The organism is Sphingomonas bacterium, assembly GCF_028292945.1.
GTDB lineage: Bacteria > Pseudomonadota > Alphaproteobacteria > Sphingomonadales > Sphingomonadaceae > Sphingomonas.
Window position 1 is genome coordinate 1 of the sequence record NZ_JAQGLJ010000110.1, and the last position, 20,112, is coordinate 20,112.

General features: G+C 66.8%; 25 protein-coding genes. 15 read left to right on the forward strand and 10 right to left on the reverse strand.

Annotated features, from left to right (window positions below):
* Positions 1-406: 406 nt before the first annotated feature.
* The 4 genes from JWN21_RS11845 to JWN21_RS11860 form a co-directional block, all read right to left on the reverse strand.
* On the reverse strand, positions 407-3,337 hold the full coding sequence (locus JWN21_RS11845) for a M10 family metallopeptidase C-terminal domain-containing protein (RefSeq protein ID WP_299650257.1): 2,931 nt from the start codon (positions 3,335-3,337) through the stop codon (positions 407-409).
* Positions 3,338-3,736: 399 nt separating this feature from the next.
* On the reverse strand, positions 3,737-4,312 hold the full coding sequence (rpsI, locus tag JWN21_RS11850; protein WP_299650260.1) for a 30S ribosomal protein S9: 576 nt from the start codon (positions 4,310-4,312) through the stop codon (positions 3,737-3,739).
* The gene (rplM, locus tag JWN21_RS11855) at positions 4,312-4,791 is read right to left on the reverse strand and encodes a 50S ribosomal protein L13 (protein WP_299650263.1); all 480 of its coding nucleotides are present in this window, start codon (positions 4,789-4,791) and stop codon (positions 4,312-4,314) included. The genes rpsI and rplM overlap by 1 nt, the downstream gene beginning before the upstream one ends.
* A gap of 76 nt (positions 4,792-4,867) precedes the next feature.
* Positions 4,868-5,944, reverse strand: a complete 1,077-nt coding sequence (locus tag JWN21_RS11860) for a COX15/CtaA family protein (protein WP_299650266.1) — start codon at positions 5,942-5,944, stop codon at positions 4,868-4,870.
* A 111-nt stretch (positions 5,945-6,055) separates the two neighbouring features.
* Between JWN21_RS11860 and JWN21_RS11865 the strand changes: the two genes are divergently transcribed.
* Both JWN21_RS11865 and JWN21_RS11870 read left to right on the forward strand, forming a co-directional pair.
* Complete coding sequence (locus JWN21_RS11865; protein ID WP_299650269.1) at positions 6,056-6,451, forward strand: MerC domain-containing protein; 396 nt, start codon at positions 6,056-6,058, stop codon at positions 6,449-6,451.
* A 38-nt stretch (positions 6,452-6,489) separates the two neighbouring features.
* Positions 6,490-6,960: a Fur family transcriptional regulator gene (locus JWN21_RS11870; RefSeq protein ID WP_299650272.1), complete on the forward strand. Its 471-nt coding sequence runs from the start codon at positions 6,490-6,492 to the stop codon at positions 6,958-6,960.
* Between the two features lie 17 nt (positions 6,961-6,977).
* Here the strand turns inward: JWN21_RS11870 and JWN21_RS11875 are convergent, their stop codons facing one another.
* Together JWN21_RS11875 and JWN21_RS11880 are read right to left on the reverse strand one after the other, a co-directional pair.
* The gene (locus JWN21_RS11875) at positions 6,978-8,060 is read right to left on the reverse strand and encodes a PHB depolymerase family esterase (RefSeq protein ID WP_299650275.1); all 1,083 of its coding nucleotides are present in this window, start codon (positions 8,058-8,060) and stop codon (positions 6,978-6,980) included.
* A 134-nt stretch (positions 8,061-8,194) separates the two neighbouring features.
* Complete coding sequence (locus tag JWN21_RS11880; protein ID WP_299650278.1) at positions 8,195-8,359, reverse strand: hypothetical protein; 165 nt, start codon at positions 8,357-8,359, stop codon at positions 8,195-8,197.
* A gap of 433 nt (positions 8,360-8,792) precedes the next feature.
* Between JWN21_RS11880 and dxs the strand changes: the two genes are divergently transcribed.
* Both dxs and JWN21_RS11890 read left to right on the forward strand, forming a co-directional pair.
* Entirely contained in the window at positions 8,793-10,715 is a 1,923-nt protein-coding gene (gene dxs / locus JWN21_RS11885) for a 1-deoxy-D-xylulose-5-phosphate synthase (RefSeq protein ID WP_299650281.1), read from the forward strand.
* On the forward strand, positions 10,712-10,837 hold the full coding sequence (locus JWN21_RS11890) for a hypothetical protein (protein ID WP_299650283.1): 126 nt from the start codon (positions 10,712-10,714) through the stop codon (positions 10,835-10,837). Before dxs ends, JWN21_RS11890 begins: the two co-directional genes overlap by 4 nt.
* 104 nt (positions 10,838-10,941) lie before the next feature.
* Here JWN21_RS11890 and JWN21_RS11895 read toward each other — a convergent pair whose 3' ends face one another.
* Positions 10,942-11,163 (reverse strand): PaaI family thioesterase, encoded by a 222-nt coding sequence (locus JWN21_RS11895; protein ID WP_299650285.1) that lies wholly within the window; start codon positions 11,161-11,163, stop codon positions 10,942-10,944.
* A gap of 173 nt (positions 11,164-11,336) precedes the next feature.
* Here JWN21_RS11895 and JWN21_RS11900 point away from each other — a divergent pair, with 173 nt between their 5' ends.
* From JWN21_RS11900 to proC, 7 genes are all read left to right on the forward strand, one after another.
* On the forward strand, positions 11,337-11,567 hold the full coding sequence (locus tag JWN21_RS11900) for an AbrB/MazE/SpoVT family DNA-binding domain-containing protein (RefSeq protein WP_299650287.1): 231 nt from the start codon (positions 11,337-11,339) through the stop codon (positions 11,565-11,567).
* Positions 11,567-11,971, forward strand: a complete 405-nt coding sequence (locus JWN21_RS11905; RefSeq protein WP_299650288.1) for a PIN domain-containing protein — start codon at positions 11,567-11,569, stop codon at positions 11,969-11,971. Before JWN21_RS11900 ends, JWN21_RS11905 begins: the two co-directional genes overlap by 1 nt.
* Entirely contained in the window at positions 11,972-12,718 is a 747-nt protein-coding gene (locus JWN21_RS11910; RefSeq protein WP_299650290.1) for a TlyA family RNA methyltransferase, read from the forward strand.
* Between the two features lie 51 nt (positions 12,719-12,769).
* Positions 12,770-13,321 carry a TspO/MBR family protein gene (locus JWN21_RS11915; protein ID WP_299650293.1) on the forward strand — a complete coding sequence of 184 codons (552 nt, stop codon included), beginning with the start codon at positions 12,770-12,772 and terminating at the stop codon, positions 13,319-13,321.
* 17 nt (positions 13,322-13,338) lie between these two features.
* The gene (locus tag JWN21_RS11920) at positions 13,339-13,611 is read left to right on the forward strand and encodes an accessory factor UbiK family protein (protein ID WP_299650296.1); all 273 of its coding nucleotides are present in this window, start codon (positions 13,339-13,341) and stop codon (positions 13,609-13,611) included.
* 88 nt (positions 13,612-13,699) lie between these two features.
* Complete coding sequence (locus JWN21_RS11925) at positions 13,700-14,203, forward strand: YbjN domain-containing protein (protein WP_299650299.1); 504 nt, start codon at positions 13,700-13,702, stop codon at positions 14,201-14,203.
* 43 nt (positions 14,204-14,246) lie between these two features.
* Complete coding sequence (proC, locus tag JWN21_RS11930) at positions 14,247-15,017, forward strand: pyrroline-5-carboxylate reductase (protein ID WP_299650320.1); 771 nt, start codon at positions 14,247-14,249, stop codon at positions 15,015-15,017.
* Positions 15,018-15,398: 381 nt separating this feature from the next.
* Here proC and rplI read toward each other — a convergent pair whose 3' ends face one another.
* The 3 genes from rplI to rpsF are packed head-to-tail and all read right to left on the reverse strand — an operon-like array spanning position 15,399 to position 16,681.
* Positions 15,399-15,989, reverse strand: coding sequence for a 50S ribosomal protein L9 (gene rplI / locus JWN21_RS11935; RefSeq protein WP_299650302.1), 591 nt, complete (start codon positions 15,987-15,989; stop codon positions 15,399-15,401).
* A gap of 12 nt (positions 15,990-16,001) precedes the next feature.
* Positions 16,002-16,226, reverse strand: coding sequence for a 30S ribosomal protein S18 (rpsR, locus tag JWN21_RS11940; RefSeq protein ID WP_174298474.1), 225 nt, complete (start codon positions 16,224-16,226; stop codon positions 16,002-16,004).
* Positions 16,226-16,681, reverse strand: coding sequence for a 30S ribosomal protein S6 (rpsF, locus tag JWN21_RS11945; protein ID WP_299650323.1), 456 nt, complete (start codon positions 16,679-16,681; stop codon positions 16,226-16,228). The genes rpsR and rpsF overlap by 1 nt, the downstream gene beginning before the upstream one ends.
* 196 nt (positions 16,682-16,877) lie before the next feature.
* On the opposite strand from rpsF, the gene fabD reads away from it, so the two are divergent.
* From fabD to fabF, 4 genes are all read left to right on the forward strand, one after another.
* Positions 16,878-17,837: an ACP S-malonyltransferase gene (gene fabD / locus JWN21_RS11950; RefSeq protein WP_299650308.1), complete on the forward strand. Its 960-nt coding sequence runs from the start codon at positions 16,878-16,880 to the stop codon at positions 17,835-17,837.
* An 11-nt stretch (positions 17,838-17,848) separates the two neighbouring features.
* Positions 17,849-18,589: a 3-oxoacyl-[acyl-carrier-protein] reductase gene (fabG, locus tag JWN21_RS11955; RefSeq protein WP_299650311.1), complete on the forward strand. Its 741-nt coding sequence runs from the start codon at positions 17,849-17,851 to the stop codon at positions 18,587-18,589.
* 67 nt (positions 18,590-18,656) lie between these two features.
* A complete protein-coding gene (locus tag JWN21_RS11960; RefSeq protein WP_299650314.1) occupies positions 18,657-18,893 on the forward strand; it encodes an acyl carrier protein in 237 nt (78 codons plus the stop codon).
* Between the two features lie 89 nt (positions 18,894-18,982).
* Positions 18,983-20,112: beta-ketoacyl-ACP synthase II (gene fabF, locus JWN21_RS11965; RefSeq protein WP_299650317.1), on the forward strand; the 1,130-nt coding region annotated here is incomplete at its 3' end.

Genomic DNA, 20,112 nt, shown 5'->3' on the forward strand with positions numbered 1-20,112 from the left:
GCGACGCTGGCGAGCAGCACGCCCATGACGACGAAGTCGGACGCGGTCCAGTTGACCTCGGCGGTGAACTGCATCGCGATCGCGGGGATCAGGAGCAGCGTGGCGACGCCGCCCCAGACGATGAAGCTGCCCCAGGTCGCGGGTCGGGTGGAGTTCGTCATGTGGTGTGCCCCTGTTCGTGTTCCGTATGGCCGATAGCGGGGTCGTTTGCAGCCTTGTCGCGCAGGATGTGGAGATCGGGTGCAGGAATACGCCGTCACTGCCCGATCGTCCGTGGGGTCTGGCTCCGGGCGAAAGTCAGGTCAGGACAGGACTGTTCACAACAAGGGCGGCCCGTTGCCGGACCGCCCGTGTCGTTCGCCATTCAAGGATCAGGTGCGACAGCGCCCCTGCCGCCGCCGGCCCTCTACAGTACGAAGTCCGCTTGCGTGATCGGGTCGGAGTCGATCGTGGTGATGACCACCTCGAAGTCCGCGCGGCCATCGCCATCGACATCGCCTGATACCGTCCATACGGGGCCGTCGGTCTGCGCCGCGCGCAGCTGGCCAGCCTGGTTGGTGAACGCGCCGGAGCCGATGAAGGCAAAGGCCTGGTCGCCGTCAACACCCGTATTGGCATCGATACGCAACAGGTCGAGCAGATCGCCCATGCTGAAGTCGCCGATCCGGTCACCGGCGGCAGTCGTCGAATCCGCCGCTGAATTATACTGGAACATGTCGTTGCCGCCGCCGCCCGCCAGCGTATCGCCACCGAGGCCGCCGAAGATCAGGTCCGCGCCTGTACCGCCCCTGATCGTGTCGCTTGCGGCGCCACCGAAGATCCGGAACGTGCCGTTCGTTTCCGCAGAGCCGTTGAACAGCAACGTCTCGGTCTCCAGCAACGCGCCGCCGTTGAACGTCATCCGCTGACCCGCGGCGACGGTCGTCTCGTTGGTAGTGATGTCGTAGTTGAACGGTGTCCCTGCCGGCGCGAAGCGCGCGTCGGAGCCCGAGTTGAGCGTCACCGTCTCCACGTTCACCAACGACGTGCCGGTCAGCGTCAGCGTATAATTGCCGCGCAGCACCACGATGTCCGCACCCGCGCCGCCGTCGATCCGGTCGGCGGACGCAAACCGCGCGTCCTCGGCGAAGAAGAACACGTCGGCACCGCTGCCGCCGGTCAGGACGTCGACGCCCTTGCCGCCATAGATGAAGAACGTCCCGTCGGTCTCGGCCGCACCGTTAAAGGTCAGGTTTTCGCCGGCCTCCAGCGTGGAGGCGTTGACGATCAGCTGCTTTCCCCCCGGAACATTGGCGTTGTCCGTGCCAAGCACATAGCTGAACGGGCTCGAGCCGCTGCCGCCGAAGCGGGTATCGGTGTTGCTGAGCAAGGAGATGGTCTCGATGCCGGTCATCGTCGCCGCCGTCAGCACCAGGCCCGTGTAGTTGCCCTGCAGGGCAAGCACATCGCGCCCGGCACCGCCGTCGACGTTATCCGACGCCATCAATGCCGCGCCAAAGTAGGCGGCGTCGTCGCCGTCGCCGAGCAGCACCCTGTCGTCGCCGCCCGCATTGGCGTATACGAAGTCAGCGCCGGCGCCGGACGACAGGATGTTGTTCGTCGCGTTGTCGCGAATCGTGTCGTTCCCGGCATCGGTGGTCGCGTTCTCGATCGTGACGCCGTTCGCGATCGTGTAACCGCCAAAGATGCCGAAGGCGTAGGACACGTTGCCGCCACCGCCGACCTCGTAATTGAGCGTCGCCGGACGCAGATCGATGACGCTGTCCTTTGTGCCTCCGTACTTGATCGTGTCGGACCCGCCGCCGTCCCAGATCGACGAATAGAAGGTGCCGATTTCGTTCGTGTCTTTGAGAGTGTAGGTGTCGTCGCCAGTAGCGGTGTCTTCATTGACGCCGTACTTGTCCTGGATGGCGGCGATATCGAACGCCATCAGACCGCCCAGATAGCCATAGCCTACGTCGGTCGGCGCATTGCCATATGGCGATTCTGGCCAGCCGTCCTGGTACGACATCATCGTGAACACGGCCTGATTGAGCGAAAAGTCGCCAAGCGTGTAGTCGGCGACGGGCCCGTCGGAGGTGACGCCGTTCATGATGCCCGAGCGGCCGCCATTGTCGTGCGGATGCGCCAGACCGTGGCCATGCCCGAACTCGTGGATCAAGGTCACGAACGAGAAGCCGCCCTGTTGCAGGTCGGTTGCGTTCCAGCGGTAATCGCCCGAGTTGAACTGGGCCAGGCCCTCGTTCGGCTCATCGGGTGGGCTCATCGAGCCGAGCAGGCTGACGCCCGGCCCCGGCGTGCCCTTGTAGCTGGTATAAAAGATGTCGGCCTGCGCCCGGTCCTGTACCTCCAGATAGACGACATCGGCTACCTTTTCGAACTCACGAAGCGCGGTGAAGACCGCGGTGATCTCGAATTGTTCCGGGTTGGACGTGCTGACGGTGGCGGGGGGAAGGCCCGGGCTGGCCGGGTCTTCCATCGAGGGGAAGACGTCGCCCTGCTTGGCGAAGTAGATGGTGATGACGTTCTTGCCCGTGATGTCCTTGCCCTGCGCGGCGGCGAGCGCGGCGATGTCCAGGCCAACGATGTCGTTGGTGTTGTAGTCGGGCGTGCCCTGCGCATTTCCGGTGTCGCGAGTGCCCTCGTTGCCATCAGGGTTGCGAACCGACTGGTTCACCCGATTGATCTGGCTACCCCAGTCGATCGCGTAGAGCGGGCTGTCTGTTTCGTAATACGGGCGATAGACGCTCGGATCGTTCGGATCGACTTCCTTGGCAAAGACCTCGTAATCGCCGACCCCCTCGCCAGTCGTACCGTCCGTCGGGTCGTTGTCGAAAGCGCGCGCGTTGATGTAGTAGGTGCCGGTCGTCTCCGCCGAGAACGTGAGCAACACGTCGAAGCCTGAGTTGACCGTGTTCGCCGGGGTGGCGGCGCCGCCGTCCGCCGTGGTGATCAGGTTGCCGGCGGAGTCGCGTACCTCGATGTAGGCGTCCGCGACGGGAATGCCGACGCGGTCGACCGAACCCTCAGGCGCGGTGTAGCCGTACATCCCGATCTGGTATGTCTTGCCGGCCTCAAAGGTGACCTGGTAATAATCCTGATCGCCGTTGGTGTTGATCGACCCGATGGTCGAGGGGGCGCCGAGCGTCAAAACCGGATTGCCCGGCGCAACGCCAATGCCGTCGCCGGCCTCGTCGGCGGTCACCCCGACTACTGCAGGAGTCAACAGTCTGGAAAGGGGCTTGATGTCGCCGACGCCGTCCTGAACAAAGTCGGTCGTCGCCTTGGACGAGGTGCTGGTCGCGGCGGCAAAGGCCGCGCCATCCAGGTCGCTCATGCTCAGCTGCGCAAAGGGCGTGATGGTGAGATAAGGCTGAACGGCCCCGGTCGCGCTCCCATCCTTCAGGCTCTGCCAGACGACATCCGCACTCGGATGCGATTTGCGGCTACAATAGATGCACAAGACGTCGGTCTCCCCGGGGTTGCCGTTCTGTGTAACAAGACGGTAACCAAACATGGGTTCCCGCACCGTCGAAAAATATCGCGCCGAGCGCGCTGGCCCGAGAGCGAGATATTCACCGACGGGAACGGCCCAACCGCGCCCGGCGACTCCGCCAGTCGCACAGATGCTATTGTTTACAAGTACTTAACAGCCTTGCAATCGCCACCGGCGCAAAAACGAAAAGGGCGGCCCCCTGCGGGACCGCCCTTCGCATTGCTCGAGAAGTATGTCGTTCTAGCGTTTGGAGAACTGGAAGCTGCGACGCGCCTTGGCGCGGCCGTACTTCTTGCGCTCCACCGTGCGGCTGTCGCGGGTCAGGAAGCCCGCCGCCTTGACCGGCGCGCGCAGGATCGGCTCGTACTTGGTGATCGCCTGGCTGATGCCATGCTTCACCGCGCCGGCCTGGCCCGACAGGCCACCGCCCTTGACGGTGCAGGTGACGTCGTACTGGCCGACGCGCTCGGTGACGCCGAACACCTGGTTTAGAACGAGGCGCAGCGTGGCGCGGGCGAAGTACACTTCCTGGTCGCGACCGTTGATCGTGATCTTACCCGATCCCGGCTTCAGCCAGACGCGTGCGACCGCGTCCTTGCGGCGACCGGTCGCATAGGCGCGGCCCTGCTTGTCGATGATCTGCTCGCGCAGCGGCATCGGCGCGGGCGCGGGGCCGGAGTTGTTGACGGGCGCGGCGTCTTCGCCACCCGTCACGAGCGCGTCCGACGCGGTCGGGACCGGCGCCGGCTGAGACGTCAGGCTGGCGAGGTCGGACAGCGACTGGCGGGTATCGCCGTCCTGGCGGTTGTCGGTCATTATGCGCCCACCTTGTTCTTGCGGCTCATGCCGGCGATGTCGAGGACCTGCGGGTTCTGTGCGGTGTGGGGGTGCTCGGTGCCCTTGAAGATGCGCAGGTTGCGCATCTGCTCGCGGCCCAGCGGCCCGCGCGGGATCATCCGCTCCACGGCCTTTTCCAGCACGCGCTCAGGGAAGCGACCCTCCAGCACCTTGGCGGCGGTGATGCCCTTGATCCCGCCGGCATAGCCGGTGTGGCGATAGTAGATCTTCTTGGCCGCCTTGTTGGAGGTGAAGCGGATCTTGTCGGCGTTGATGACGACGACGTTGTCACCGCAATCGACGTGGGGCGTGAAGCTGGTCTTGTGCTTGCCGCGCAGCACGTTCGCGATCACCACCGCGGCACGGCCGACGACCAGTCCCTCGGCATCGACGATGTGCCACTTCTTCTCCACCTCGTGCGGCTTAACCGACTTGGTAGTCTTCATCAGCGCCTGCATGGCGTGAACCTTTCAACGAACAAACGCCGCCCGGTCACGGGCGGCGCGATGGATGAGCAATGCCGATCAGGAGCAGCTAAGTCAAGCTTTCAGGCGGGTTTGCCGACGGGTACCGTGATACCCGACCGATACCCGACCGATGCGCGGCGAACACTGCAGCGATCAGCAGCAGCGCGGCATTGAACTGATGCGTCACCGCGACGTGGATGTTCACGCCTGTCGTCAACGTCGCGACGCCGAGCGCGATCTGCAGCACCAGCAGCGCCGTAAGCGCCAGCCCGGTGCGGCTGCCGAGCCGCCCGGCGCGCCAGGCCAGCGCCAGCAGCCCCGCGCCCGCGACGAACGCCAGCCAGCGGTGGACGAACTGCACCACGATCGGGTTGTTGATCAGCTCGCCAGTGGCGGCGCCGGCGGGCAGCGCGCCGTCGGGAAACAGCTTCTCTCCCATCAGCGGCCAGCTGGAAAAGGCGTGACCCGCGTTCAGCCCCGCGGTCAGCGCCCCGAACGCCAGCTGCGCGAACAACAGGATCAGCGTAACGCCCGCGAGCGGACTCAACCGCGCCGGAACCGCCAGCGGCCGGCGATGCAGCGCGACGAGGTCGAGCGCCGTCCAGACGATGCCGCCAAGGATGACCAGCGCGACCAGCAGGTGGACGGTGAGCCGCAGATGGCTGACGTCGGTGCGCTCTGTCAGCCCCGACGCGACCATCCACCAGCCGATCGCGCCTTGCAGCGCGCCCAATGCCAGCAGCGCGACCAGCCGTCGGCCATAGCCTGCCGGGATGCGTCTGGTCACAGCGAACCACAGCAGCGGCACTGCGAAGGCAAGCCCGATCACGCGACCAAGCAGACGGTGGATATACTCCCAGAAGAAGATCGTCTTGAACGCCGCCAGCGACATACCCTGGTTGACCTGGGTGTACTCCGGTATCCGCTTGTAGGCGTCGAATGCCGCCTGCCAGTCGGCGTCGTTGAGCGGCGGGACGGCGCCGGTGACCGGCTTCCATTCGGTGATCGACAGCCCCGACTCCGTCAGCCGCGTGATTCCGCCGACCACGATCATCACGAGCAGCAGCCCGGCGACCGCCCACAGCCAGCGCGCTATCGCCAGCGGGCGGGCGCGGGACATGAAGGCGGGGGAGGGTTGAAGCATCACCGGCAGGTAGCGCCCGCGTCGGCCTGCGCAAGGTTGCGCGGCATCGCCGGGTAACCGATGTTGAAATGAGATATTGTAACTTGGATGCGATCGCAGCATATGGAGCGCGTGACGACGTTGATTCGCCAACTGCCAAGACTCGGCTTTGCGAAGTGGGGCCTCGATCGCCTCGCAATCGGGCTGTCGGGTCTGTGTCTGGTGCATTGCATCGCGACGTCGGTCGCGCTGGCGCTGATGTCGGCCGCGGGTGGCCTGCTGTTCAGTCATGTCGTGCACGAGGTCGGGCTGGTGCTCGCGATCCTGCTCGGCGCGTTGGCCTTGGGCCGCGGCGTCCTGCAGCATGGTTACATGTTGCCGGCCGCGGTCGGTGCGTTCGGCCTGGGCATGATGGCGGGCGCGCTGGGACTGGCGCACAGCGCCGGCGGGGGCGAGACGCTATGGACGGTGCTGGGCGTTGGCGTGCTCGCCTTTGGTCATGACCTGAACTATCGCGCTACCCACTGACGCTTGCCCCGGCGGGGGTGCAGGCTTACCTTTGTCATATGGCCGCACACGCTCATCATCATCACGAGCCCGAGGGCGCGGACCTTCAGATTGTAGCGCAGGCGACGCTCGAAAAGGCGGGCGAGCAGTGGACGGTGATGCGCGCGAGCGTCTTCGAGGCGCTGGCGGCCTTCGCAAAACCCGCCTCCGCCTATGACATCGCCGAGGCTGTCTCCACGCTGCAGGGCCGGCGGGTGGCGGCGAACACCGTGTACCGTATTCTGGACCTGTTCGTCGGCAGCAACCTGGCCCGCAAGGTCGAGAGCGCGAACGCCTATATCGCCAACGCGCACCCCGACTGCCTCCACGACTGCATCTTCCTGGTGTGCGACGATTGCGGGCAGACGACCCACCTGGACGACGACCGCATCACCACCGGCGTGCGCGGCGTCGCCAGCGCGAGCGGCTTCACCCCCAAGCGCCCAGTGATCGAAGTACGCGGCACCTGCGCCGACTGCAGCCCCGGATAACCGTCAGATCCTGACGCTCAGCGCATCAGCCCGGCGGTGCGCAGGGCCATCTCGATCGTGTCCTGCACGGTAGCAGCGGGGCCTTTCGCCGCCGATCGGAGCGGGATCGGCGCATTGGCCAGGTCGGGCTTGGGCAGAACGCGGCGGGGCGCTGTGTCGAGCAGGCCCCATTGCCGCGCGAGCCGTACCGTCGAGGAGATGCCCGCCTCCAGCATGTGCGGACCGGCCGTTCCGCAGGCATCGTCTCCCCGCGTGCTCAGCGGCGTGCCATGGCCCATCGCGGCGACGCGATACTCCTCGATCGCCTCTCGGCCACTTCCGTCCAGCCACACACGGCGGCGATGGCCATCGATCAGCTCCACCAGGTCCGGTTGCTGCGCGGCGCCGTGCAGCGTGCGCCACTGGTCGACGATCGCGTCCGCGTTGAGCGGTGCGACGGTGGTGTCCGCGTCGCCGTGCCAGACGGAGACCGTGGGCCAGGGACCGGCGTGCAGCGAGGCGGCGCGGAGCAGAGCGGCGGACGTGTCGGCATCGGCATGACCTTGGCCGCGCATTCGTTGCAGCGCCTGCGTCACCGATGTCGCGGCTCCATAGGGAAGACCCGCGATGATCCCGCCCCCCGCGAACAGTTCCGGATAGGTCGCCAGCATGACAGACGTCATCGCGCCACCCGCCGACAGGCCGGTGATGAAGATGCGGCGTGAATCGATCGCGTGGCGCGCAAGCATCGCCCCGATCATCTGCCGGATCGAGAGCGCCTCGCCGTCATCGCGAGCCGTGTCGCCCGGAACGAACCAGTTGAAGCAGAGATTGGGGTTGTTCGCGCGCTGCTGCTCCGGGAACAACAACGCAAAGCCGTGCTGCTCGGCGAGCTCGGACCAGCCGGCGCCACGATCATAGCCCGCCGCGGTCTGCGTGCATCCGTGCAGGACAACCACCAGCGGGATGTCTGATCCGCGGTCCGGAACATGGCACCAGCCGTTCAGCGCACCGGGATTGGAACCGAACTCCACCAGCGGAAGGAGGGCGGAAGCGGAGGCGCCGGACGAAAGCGGGCTGCCTGCCGCCTGCAGACGGATCGACGCGGTGAAACTTTCCATGACGATCCAATCAATTGCACACGCGCAACGAGCAGGAACCCTGCTTTGTTGCGGTGCAACATATGGAATGTCGGTTTTCGAAAGCAAGCCTGGTGGCGATCGGCAGATGGCGCGGCGAGGCTACAGCCGCCTGGTCATGATGGCCCCGGCACCGCCATGCCGACCGCCGCCATCCGGTCGATGCGCTCGGCGACCGCACAGCCGCAGGCGAGATACAGCGGTTCGCCCGCCCTGGTCGCTATCAGCTGCGCACGAGCGAAGCCGGCCGGGCGCGCGGATTGCTCGCACAGCGCCAGCATGCGCGGCCGAGTCGACGCCGGGGGCGGGCGGGGTCGACATACATGGCGCGGATGCGCGCGGCGTCGGTCGCGGAATCCAGCAGGGACGAGTCGCGCACGTCCGCCGCATGATCACCGCCGTACAGCGTCGCCCGCCTTCTCCAGCCGCCGCAGCCGCCCAGATCGTCGCCTTTCGAAGATCAGCCAGTAGGTGCGGTCGGCGATCAGCTGCGTGGCCAGCCCCACGCTGGCGCGGCTGGCGGCGATCTGGTGGGGGTGAGGAACGGGCGCTGCAGTTCCGCGATGGCGCGATCCATCCGGCCAGCGATCGCGGGAAGGTCGGCCTCGGTGGCGAGTCGATGGGTGCGCAAGCGGCGATGATGCAGATCGCATGCAGGGGATGTCCAGTCCGGCGCAATCGACACCCGGTTTGCGAACGCGTAAGCACTGGTGAATGGCCGATCTTCCCGCGACCCCGTTGCTCGACAGCGTCTCCCTTCCGGCCGATCTGCGGCGCCTGAAGCCCGAGCAGCTGCGCCAGCTCGCCGACGAGCTTCGCGCCGAGACGATCTCCGCGGTCGGCGCTACCGGTGGCCATCTGGGTTCCGGGCTGGGTGTGGTCGAGCTGACGACCGCGATCCACTATGTCTTCGACACGCCCGCCGACCGCCTGGTGTGGGACGTCGGGCATCAATGCTATCCGCACAAGATCCTGACCGGGCGGCGCGATCGCATCCGCACCTTGCGTCAGGGCGGCGGGCTGTCGGGCTTCACCAAGCGGTCGGAAAGCGAATACGACCCGTTCGGCGCGGCGCATTCGTCGACGTCGATCTCGGCGGCGCTGGGGTTCGCGATCGCCAATAAGCTCGCGGGCAAGCCGGGCAAGGGGATCGCCGTGATCGGCGACGGCGCGATGTCGGCGGGGATGGCGTACGAGGCGATGAACAATGCCGAGCAGGCGGGCAACCGGCTGGTCGTGATCCTCAACGACAACGACATGTCGATCGCGCCGCCGGTCGGTGGGCTTTCGGCCTATCTGTCGCGCATCGTGTCGAGCCGGGAGTTCCTGGGCATGCGCGAGGTCCTGCGCAAGCTGGCGCGCAAGCTGCCGCGCCCGCTCCACACCGCCGCGCGCAAGACGGACGAGTTCGCGCGCGGCATGGCGATGGGCGGCACGCTGTTCGAGGAGCTGGGCTTCTATTATGTCGGCCCGATCGACGGCCACAATCTCGACCAGCTGATCCCCGTGCTCGAAAATGTCCGCGACGCGGAGGAAGGCCCGATCCTGGTCCATGTCGTGACCAAGAAGGGGAAGGGCTATGGCCCGGCCGAGGCGTCTGCCGACAAATATCACGGCGTGCAGAAGTTCGATGTGATCACCGGCGCGCAAGCCAAATCGCCCGCCGGCCCGCCGCAATATCAGAACGTGTTCGGGGAGGCGCTAGCCCGTGAAGCGGAAAGCGATCCGCGCATCTGTGCGATCACCGCCGCGATGCCCTCGGGCACCGGGCTCGACAAATTCGCCGCCGCGCACGCCGACCGCTTCTTCGACGTCGGTATTGCCGAGCAGCATGCGGTCACCTTCGCGGCCGGACTGGCGGCGCAGGGGATGCGGCCGTTCTGCGCGATCTACTCCACCTTTCTGCAGCGCGCCTATGATCAGGTGGTCCATGACGTCGCGATCCAGAATCTGCCCGTCCGCTTCGCGATCGATCGCGCCGGGCTGGTAGGGGCGGACGGTGCGACGCACGCCGGCTCGTTCGATGTTACCTACCTCGCGACGCTGCCGAACCTGGTGGTGATGTCGCCCGCCGACGAGGCGGAGCTGGTCCACATGGTCCACACCATGGTCGTGCATGACACTGGCCCGATCGCCGTCCGCTATCCGCGCGGCAACGGCACGGGCGTCGCGCTGCCCACGGCACCCGAGCGGCTGGAGATCGGTCGCGGGCGGGTGGTGCGCGAGGGCAAGGCGGTCGCGATCCTGTCGCTGGGCACGCGGCTGGGCGAGGCGCTGAAGGCGGCCGAACAGCTGGAAGCCAAGGGCCTGTCGACCACCGTCGCCGACCTGCGCTTCGTCAAGCCGCTGGACGAGGCGCTGATCCGCCGCCTGCTGACCACGCACGAGGTGGCGTTGACGATCGAGGAGGCATCGGTCGGCGGTCTCGGCGCGCACGTGCTGACGCTGGCGAGCGACGAGGGGCTGATCGATGGGGGGCTGAAGCTGCGCACGATGCGGCTGCCCGACCGGTTCCAGGATCAGGACAAGCCGGAGCTGCAATATGCCGAGGCCGGACTGGATGCAGATGCGATTGTTGCGACAGTCCTGTCGGCACTGCGCCACAACAGCAGCGGGGTCGCCGAGGCCCGCGCGTGAGCGGGTGGGAGAAGGTGATCGCCGCGACGGTGCTGGCGGTGATCGGACTTGTCGGGGTGAACCTGGCGATCTGGCGGCGGATGCGCGTCGCTGCCCGCGAGGCGGCGCGGCGCGAGCCCTAGACCGGCACGATCGTCGGTTGCGCCACAGCGACCGGCGCGGGTTCCGCACCCTCGCTTCTCGGCCCACACGTCCCCGCGAACGATGGCCTGACGGCGGCCCGCCTTCAGCACCGTACCGTCGCGCGCAGCCGTTCGCCGTGCGCGGGCGCGACGAAGTTGATCGTGTAGCTGCCGGTCACCACGTCGCCCGCGACCGACGCTGCGGCCCAGGTGCAGGCTTTGTCCGCCATCAGCCCGACGATCGCCCCGTGCGCGAAGCCGTGATGTTGGGTCACCTCCGGGCGCATCTCCAACACCAGCTCCGACTCGCCCTGCCAGCACCGCACCGGCTCGACGCCCAACCAGCGCGAGAAGCCGGAGCGCTGGACGGCGACGTCCTTCAGTAGGCCACGGCTTCTTCGTTGCTCGCGAACCGTTCGGCCATGTCATGTCCCTTCACCTGGCCTTGCGGCCGCGAAGTCCATGATATACGTTGGGTGTTGTATATCCAGAGGATGCCATGCAGGTTGCGAAATGGGGAAATAGTCTGGCCGTGCGTATTCCCGCAAAGGTGGCGCGGGAACTCGGGCTGAGCGAAGGAGACGAAATCGAGCTTCGCGCGGCCGAGCGCGATGTCTTGACCATCGACCGTGATCGCCGGCGAGACGAGATCATCGAGGAGATCCGCAAGCTGGCCCGGCCTCTGCCTGCTGACTACAAGTTCGATCGAGATGAAGCCAACGCACGGTAATGCGAGCCTTTATCGACAGCAACGTCGTGGTCTACGCCTTCAGCACGGATCGTCGTGCGTCGGTCGCGCTGACCCTACTGGACACGGCGGCTGCGATCGGCGTGCAGACCTTGAATGAGTTCGTTTATGCCTCACGCCGACGCGGCGGCAGGGAGTGGGCGGAAATCGAACAGCACCTTGCCCGCCTGCGGCGATTGTTTCCAGCGCCAGTGCCGCTGGACCTTGCCGTGCATGAGGCTGGTATCCGCGTTGCGCGGGAGCACCGATTGCAGCTGTGGGATGGCATGATTGTCGGTGCGGCGTTGGTGAGCGGCTGCGACGTGCTCTGGTCGGAAGACATGCACCATGGTCTGGTGATCGAAGACCAGCTCCGCATCTTAAACCCGTTTGCGGCGGTTCACTAAGTGCCCAGGTTGCGCGCCGACCAGCTCCTCGCCGACCGCTGCCTGGCGGAGAGCCGGACGCGCGCGCAGGCGCTGATCATGGCGGGCGTGGTATTCGCGGGAGGGGTGAAGGTCGTCAAGGCGGGGCAGATGCTGGCCGACGATATCGGAATCGAAGTGCGTGGGCGCGATCACCCGTGGGTATCGCGCGGCGGCGTCAAGCTGGCGCATGGGCTCGATCACTTCGGGTGGGACGTGACGGACGCGGTGGCGATGGACGTGGGGTCGTCGACCGGTGGGTTTACCGACGTGCTGCTCGCGCGCGGCGCGGCGCGGGTTTATGCGGTCGATAGTGGCACCAACCAACTCGCCTGGAAGCTGCGGCAGGACGCGCGCGTGGTCGTGCTGGAACAGACCAGCGCGCGCATCCTCACGCCGGCGCACATTCCCGAGCCGGTCGATCTGATCGTCTGCGATGCGAGCTTCATCGGCCTGGCCAAGGTGCTGGAACGGCCGCTGTCGTTCGCCAGGCCTGCCGCCCGCGCGCTGGTGCTGGTCAAGCCGCAGTTCGAAGCCGGGCGCGAAGAGGTCGGCAAGGGTGGCGTGATCCGCGATCCCGCCGTGCATGCGCGCGTGTGCGACGCCGTCGCGGCGTGGCTGGCGCAGCAGGGCTGGCCGGTGATCGGGGTGACGCCCAGCCCGATCACCGGCCCGGAAGGCAATGTGGAGTTCCTGCTCGCGGCCCATTTCGGGACTTCGCTTGGTTGAACGCGCGCGCTTCCTGCGGCAGGGCCGCTCCGGGGCCGAGAGGATGACCGCGTGAGCGAGCTTGCATCGAGAGGGCAGTTGCGGTGGTCGTTCGCGCGCTGGGCGGCCGTGTGCGTTCCGCTGGTACTGCTGATCGGCTTCGCGTCGGGTCAGTCGACGCAGTCGGGCAGTGACAGCCCGTGGTATGCGGCGCTCGCCAAGCCGGCGCTGAACCCGCCCGATTGGGCATTCCCGGTCGCCTGGACGCTCATCTACATCTGCATGGGATTGGCGGTGGCGACGGTGCTGAACGCACGCGGCGCGCGGGGGCGTTGGCCTGCCGTCGCGCTGTTCGCGGTTTTGGCGGCCTTGCTGGCGGGATGGCAGCCGCTGTTCTTCGGCGCGCACCGGATCTGGGCGGCCTTGGCGCTGATCGTCGCGATCCTTGCGGTCGGGATCATCGTCACGCTGCTGTTCGGTCGTGTGCGGCGCACTGCCGCCTGGCTGATGGTGCCGCTGCTGGTGTGGGTCGGCTTCGCGGGCGTGCTCAATTGGCGGATCGGCCAGATGAACCCGGACGCGGAACGGCTTGCACCCGCTGGCCGCACCACCCAGATGCTGTGACGAAGCGGGAGTATGCGATGCAATCCGAAAACCGAATGGTGAGCGACTTCGTCAAGGTCCTGAACGGCGTTGCCGGTACGGTGGCGGGAGTCGGCCGCGAGGCGGAAGCGGGCGCGCGGGAGCGCGCGCGCGAGTGGATCGGCGGACTGGACTTCGTCGGCCGTGACGAGTTCGAAGCCGTCAAGGCGATGGCGGCGGCGGCCCGCGACGAGGCGGACCTGCTTCGCGCACGGCTGGACGTGCTGGAGGCCAGGGCCGCCCCCCCGCCAATGCCGCCGAGCGTCGGCTGACTTTTTCCACAGCTTTCTCTACAGGGTCGTACACCGTGCTTGTCGTCGCCAGGCCAGCGCGGCAAAATGGGTGCGTGGGAACGGGATCATGTTGAACGAGGGCGATCACGAGGCGGACGACGCTGCGCCGATCGACATGCTCGAGGCCTATTATGACGCGCATGGCTGGGAGAACGAGCGTCACGACGAGGAGATCGTCGCGCACGTCAAGGGCAGCTGGACGACCTATGAGCTGCGCGCGCTGTGGCGCGAGGACGACAGCGTCCTGCAGTTCCTGGCGTTTCCGGACATCAAGATCACCGACGATCGCCGCGCGGCGGTGTGGGAGACGCTGGCGCTGGTCAACGAGCAGCTGTGGGTCGGGCATTTCGAGCTGTGGTCGTCGTCGGGCGTGCTGCTGTATCGGCATGCGGCGATGATCGACGGCGAGGACGGCGGCACCATGACGCTCGCCGCCGCCGAGCTGCTGGTCGAGACCGCGGTCGAGGAGTGCGAGCGCTTCTACCCCGTATTCCAGTTCGTGCTGTGGGGCGGGAAGAGCCCCAAGGAAGCGATCGCGGCGGCGCTGATCGAGACGCAGGGCGAGGCGTAGGGCGCGAGGCTTGACCCTATCGCAATCAGCCGGCCGGCTGCTGATGATCGGCGCGGGCAACATGGGCGGGGCGATGCTTCGTCGCTGGCTGGACGCCGGTTTGCTGTCTGCACAGGTGACGGTGGTAAGCCCCAGCGGACGCGCGATGCCGGATGGCGTGCGCGTGGTAGCCGCCACCCCTGTCGAGCGATTCGACACGATCGTGCTGGCATGCAAGCCGCAGCAGCTCACTTCCGTGGCCGGCGCGTTGCGGGGACATGCACCCCGGCTGACGATCTCGATCCTCGCGGGGGTCGAACTGGCCAGCCTGGCAACCCTGATCGAGGCGCCGGTCGTGCGCGCGATGCCTAATCTGCCGGTCGAGATCGGCAAGGGCGTGGTGGCGCTCCACGGCGAGCGTGGGGCGGAGGCGGGCGAGCGTGCGGCAACGCTGATGGCGCCGCTTGGGCTGGTGGAGTGGATCGACGACGAGCGGCTGTTCGATGTCGTGACCGCGTTGGCGGGAAGCGGGCCGGCGTTCCTCTACCGGTTCATCGACGCGCTCGCGCAGGGGGGAGCGGCGCTGGGCTTGCCGGCCGATCAGGCCGCGCGGCTGGCGCTCGCCACGGTGGAAGGATCGGCGCTGCTTGCCGCGCGGGCCGAGGCTGGGCCGGGTGTGCTGGCTGATCGGGTCGCCAGTCCCGGCGGGTCGACGCGCGAAGGGCTGAACGTCCTCGACGGCGACGAGGCGCTGCCGCGCTTGATCGAGGCGACGCTCCGGGCAGCGGCCCGCCGCAATGCCGAGATGGCGGCGATCGTACGGTCAAGCGGCTAGTACTTGTCGGCGGCGGATCCGTTCATCCTGGCGCAACCTTTCGCAGGGCCGCGCATTCAGCCCACAACATCAAAAACGGGCTGCTGCTGCCATGAAGAACATCGTTCCCGTCATTCTCGCGCTCATTCCGCTCGCAGCCGTGGTCAGCGCCTGCGTTGGGGCTCCTTGAGCCTGCCGTTGCGCGGATAAAGAAAAGGGCCGCTCGGAGCTGATCCGGGCGGCCCTTTTCTTTTCAGTCTAGTTCAAGTTGCCGGATCACGGCCCTTCCTCGTCATGCTGAACTTGTTTCAGCATCCATGCGGTACCTAAGTCTCAGGCGTGTCGCCGGTGAGAAGTGTCTCGCATCGGCCCTGAAACAAATTCAGGGCGACGAGGAGCGGATCAGCCCTCCGTCGGCTGCTCCACCTGGACCTCGGCCGTCGCACCGGGTTCGGCGTTCGGATCGTAGTCCTCGGTAAAGCCCGCGTCGTCGCGCTCGAACATCTGCTTCATCACATCGACGCCCGAAGCCTGCATTTCGGCTTCCTCCGGCGAGCGCGCAACGTTGACCTTGACGGTCACCACAACCTCGGGGTGCAAGGTTACCTTCACGTCGTAGACGCCGATCGCCTTGATCGGCTTGTCCAGCACGATCGCCGAGCGGACGACCTTGTGACCATCGGCGGCCAGCGACTCGATCAGATCGCGCACCGCAACCGAACCATAGAGCTGGCCGGTGTTCGACGCCTGGCGGATCAAGGTGACCTTGGCGTCCTTGAAGCCCTCCGCTTCCTTCTCGGCGTCGCCGCGACGCGAGGCATTGTCGGATTCGATGCGCGAGCGGTTGGCTTCGAACACCTTGCGGTTGGCTTCGTTGGCGCGCAGCGCCTTCTTGCGTGGCAGCAGGAAGTTGCGGGCGAACCCGTCCTTCACCGTGACCACATCGCCGATGGCGCCGAGCTTCTCGACGCGCTCCAGCAGAATGACATCCATTGCGGCCGCTCCTTACTTAACGACGTAGGGCAGCAGGCCCAGATGACGCGCGCGCTTGATCGCCTGGGCAAGCTCGCGCTGCTTCTTGGCCGCCACGCTGGTGATGCGCGAGGGGACGATCTTGCCGCGCTCGGAAACGAAGCCCTGCAGCAGGCGGACGTCCTTGTAGTCGATCCGGGGCGCATCCTTGGCGCTGAACGGGCACGACTTGCGACGACGGAAAAACGGGCGGGCCATTATGCTGCTTCCTCTTCACGACGCGGGCGGTCGGGACGCGAACCCCCGCCGTCACGCCCACCATCACGACCATCGCGCGAGAATCCGCCCTCGCGGCCACCTTCACGGTCAGCGCGGCGCTCACGATCGCGCTCCTGCTTGCGCATCATTACCGACGGACCGGCCTCGGCCTCGTCGACCTTGACGGTCATGTAGCGGATCACGTCCTCGTTGATCTGAGTCTGGCGCTCCAGCTCGGCGACGACCGGCCCCGGTGCGTCGATCTCGAGCATCACGTAATGCGCCTTGCGATTCTTGGCGATGCGATAGGCGAGGCTGCGCAGGCCCCAATTCTCGGTCTTGGTGACCTTGCCCTGTCCATCGGTGATGATCTTGCTGGCGGCTTCCGCCAGGGCGTCCACTTGCGCCTGGGCCAGATCCTGGCGCGCAAGGAACACGTGCTCGTACAGAGCCATGCTGTTCATTCTCCTGCCGATCGCTGATGCCGCCCCATGCGGCACCCCTCCGGCTGTCGTGCAATGCATAGCGGGGCGAGCAGGCCATGAGCCCGCCGCCCCGATGACTTGCTCGTAGCAGGGCGACCGCGAAAGGCAAGCCGGGTTGCCACGTCGCGGAGCGCTGCCTAGTCGGGCGGCAACAAGGAGAGAGGCAGTGCGCGCATTCATCTTCCCGGGTCAGGGCAGCCAGGCGGTCGGCATGGGCAAGGCGCTGGCGGACGCGAGCGTCCATGCCCGCGAGGTGTTGCAGGAGGTCGACGACGCGCTGGGGCAGAGCCTGTCGCGACTGATGGCCGACGGGCCTGCCGAGGAGCTGATGCTGACCGAGAACGCACAGCCGGCGATCATGGCGAACGCGATCGCCACTCTGCGCGTGCTGGAGCGCGAGGGCGGCATGCGGCTGGCGGAGAAGTGCGACTATGTCGCCGGGCACTCGCTGGGCGAGTACACGGCGCTGTGCGCGGCGGGCGCGTTTGACCTCGCCACGACCGCGCGGCTGCTGCGGACGCGTGGAGAAGCGATGCAGGAAGCGGTGCCGGTGGGGCAGGGCGCGATGGCGGTACTGCTCGGCTGCAACCTGGAGCTGGCGCATGTCATCGCGGGCGCGGCGGTGGACGCGATCCTGGCGGAGGGCGGGGAGGAGCTGGTCTGCACCGTCGCCAACGACAATGATCCCACTCAGGTGGTGATCTCTGGCCATCTCCTGGCGATCGAACGCGCGGTCCCGCTGGCCAAGGAGCTGGGGGCGAAGCGCGCGCTGCTGCTGCCCGTGTCCGCCCCGTTCCATTGCGCGCTCATGCAACCCGCCGCCGAGGTGATGGAGAACGCGCTGCTCGACGCGGACCTGCGCGCGCCGTTGGTGCCGGTCTATTGCAACGTCGATGCCGCGCCGATCGCCTCGCCGGGCATGATCCGCGTGGCACTGGTGCAGCAGGTGACCGGCATGGTCCGCTGGCGCGAGTCGGTGCTGGCGATGGCGGCGGCGGGGGTGACGGAGTTCGTTGAGATCGGCGGCAAGGTGCTGGGCCCGATGGTGAAGCGCATCGTGCCGGACGCGAGCGCGATCAGCGTCGTGACGATGGACGATGCGGAAGCGCTGGCGAAGGCGTTCTGAAGGAGATGGCAATGTTCGACCTCACAGGCATGACCGCGCTCGTCACCGGAGCGTCCGGGGGGATCGGGTCGGCGATCGCGACCGCGCTGGCAGGGCAGGGCGCGCGGCTGGCGGTGTCGGGGTCGAATGGCGACAAGCTGGAGCGCTTTCGGGCCGATCTTGGCGGTGAGCATGTCGCGTTGCAATGCGATCTGTCGGACGCGGCGCAGGTCGACGCGCTGGTGCCGCGCGCGGTGGAGGCGCTGGGGGGGCTGGACATCCTGGTGAACAATGCGGGCGTGACGCGCGACAACCTTGCCATGCGGATGAAGGATGAGGAGTGGGACACCGTCATCCGCGTCAACCTGGAGGCGGCCTTCCGGCTGATCCGGGCTGCCGCGCGGCCGATGATGAAAGCGCGGTTCGGGCGGGTGATCTCGGTCACCTCGGTCGTGGGCGCGACGGGCAATCCGGGGCAGGCGAACTATGCCGCGTCCAAGGCGGGGCTGACGGGCATGTCGAAGGCGCTGGCGCAGGAGCTTGCGAGCCGCAACATCACCGTCAACTGCGTCGCTCCGGGCTTCATCCGCTCGGCCATGACCGACGGATTGCCGGACGCGCAGAAGACGGCGCTGATGCAGCGCATCCCGGTCGGCGATCTGGGCACGGGCGAGGATATCGGTGCCGCAGTGGTCTATCTCGCCAGCCGCGAGGCGGGCTACGTGACGGGCCAGACATTGCACGTTAATGGCGGGATGGCGATGATCTCGTGACACTTGCCAGCTTGCGACGCCCGTTCTACCGCCGTTCAGGAACAACATACCCACGAGGGACAAGACTATGAGCGAGACCGCCGACCGCGTGAAGAAGATCGTCGTCGAGCATCTCGGCGTCGAGGCCGAGAAGGTGACGGAGGATGCCAGCTTCATCGACGATCTGGGCGCGGATTCGCTCGACATCGTCGAGCTGGTGATGGCGTTCGAGGAGGAGTTCGGCGTCGAGATCCCCGACGACGCTGCCGAGAAGATCACCACCGTCAAGGACGCGATCAGCTATATCGACGAGCACAAGGGCTAAGCTCTTTGCTTGCGTAAGGAATTGAGCGGCTCCCGCCCGGCATCCGGGCCGGGAGCCGTTTTTCGTTCATAGGGATGAAGGAAGCGCATATGCGGCGTGTCGTCGTCACTGGCCTTGGCCTGGTCACCCCGCTCGGCGCGGACGTCGAGACGGCGTGGAAGAACATCCTCGCAGCCAAATCTGGCGCGGGCGTCATCACGCGCTTCGACGCGACCGACTTCCACACCAACTATGCGTGCGAAGTGAAGCCGGCGGATCACGAGTACGGCTTCGATCCGGGCAAGCGCGTTGACCACAAGGTCCAGCGGCAGGTCGATCCGTTCATCATCTTTGGTATCGACGCCGCCGGTCAGGCGCTGGAGGATGCCGGGCTTACCGATATGAGCGAGGCGGAGCGGTTTCGCGCGGGCTGCTCGATCGGCTCGGGCATTGGTGGCCTGCCGGGGATCGAGAGCGAGTCGCTGGTGCTGGCGGCGAAGGGTCCCAAGCGCGTGTCGCCGCACTTCGTTCACGGCCGGCTGATCAACCTCATCACCGGGCAGGTGACGATCAAATACGGGTTGATGGGCCCGAACCATGCGGTCGTCACGGCGTGCTCGACGGGCGCGCATTCGATCGGCGACGCGGCGCGCATGATCGCGATGGATGATGCCGACGTCATGCTCGCAGGCGGCGCGGAGGGCGCGATCTGCCCGATCGGTATCGCCGGCTTCGGTCAGGCGCGGGCGCTGTCGACGGGGTTTCGCGACGAGCCGTGGCGCGGTAGCCGCCCCTATGACAAGGATCGCGACGGGTTCGTCATGGGTGAGGGCGCAGGCGTCGTCGTGTTGGAGGAGTATGACCGCGCCAAGAAGCGCGGCGCCAAGATCTATGCCGAGGTGATCGGCTATGGCCTGTCGGGCGACGCCTATCACGTGACCGCGCCGCATCCGGAAGGCTCGGGCGCCTACCGGTCGATGGAGATGGCGCTGCGCAAGGCCGGCCTCGCACCGGGCGACATCGACTATATCAACGCGCACGGGACCTCGACTCCCCTCGGCGACGAGCTCGAGCTCGGCGCGGTGCGGCGGCTGTTCGGAAGCGCCATGGACGGCGTGTCGATGTCGTCGACCAAATCGGCGATTGGGCATCTGCTCGGCGGCGCGGGCGCGGTCGAGGCGATCTTCTGCATCCTGGCGCTGCGCGACCAGATCGTGCCGCCGACGCTCAACCTCGACAA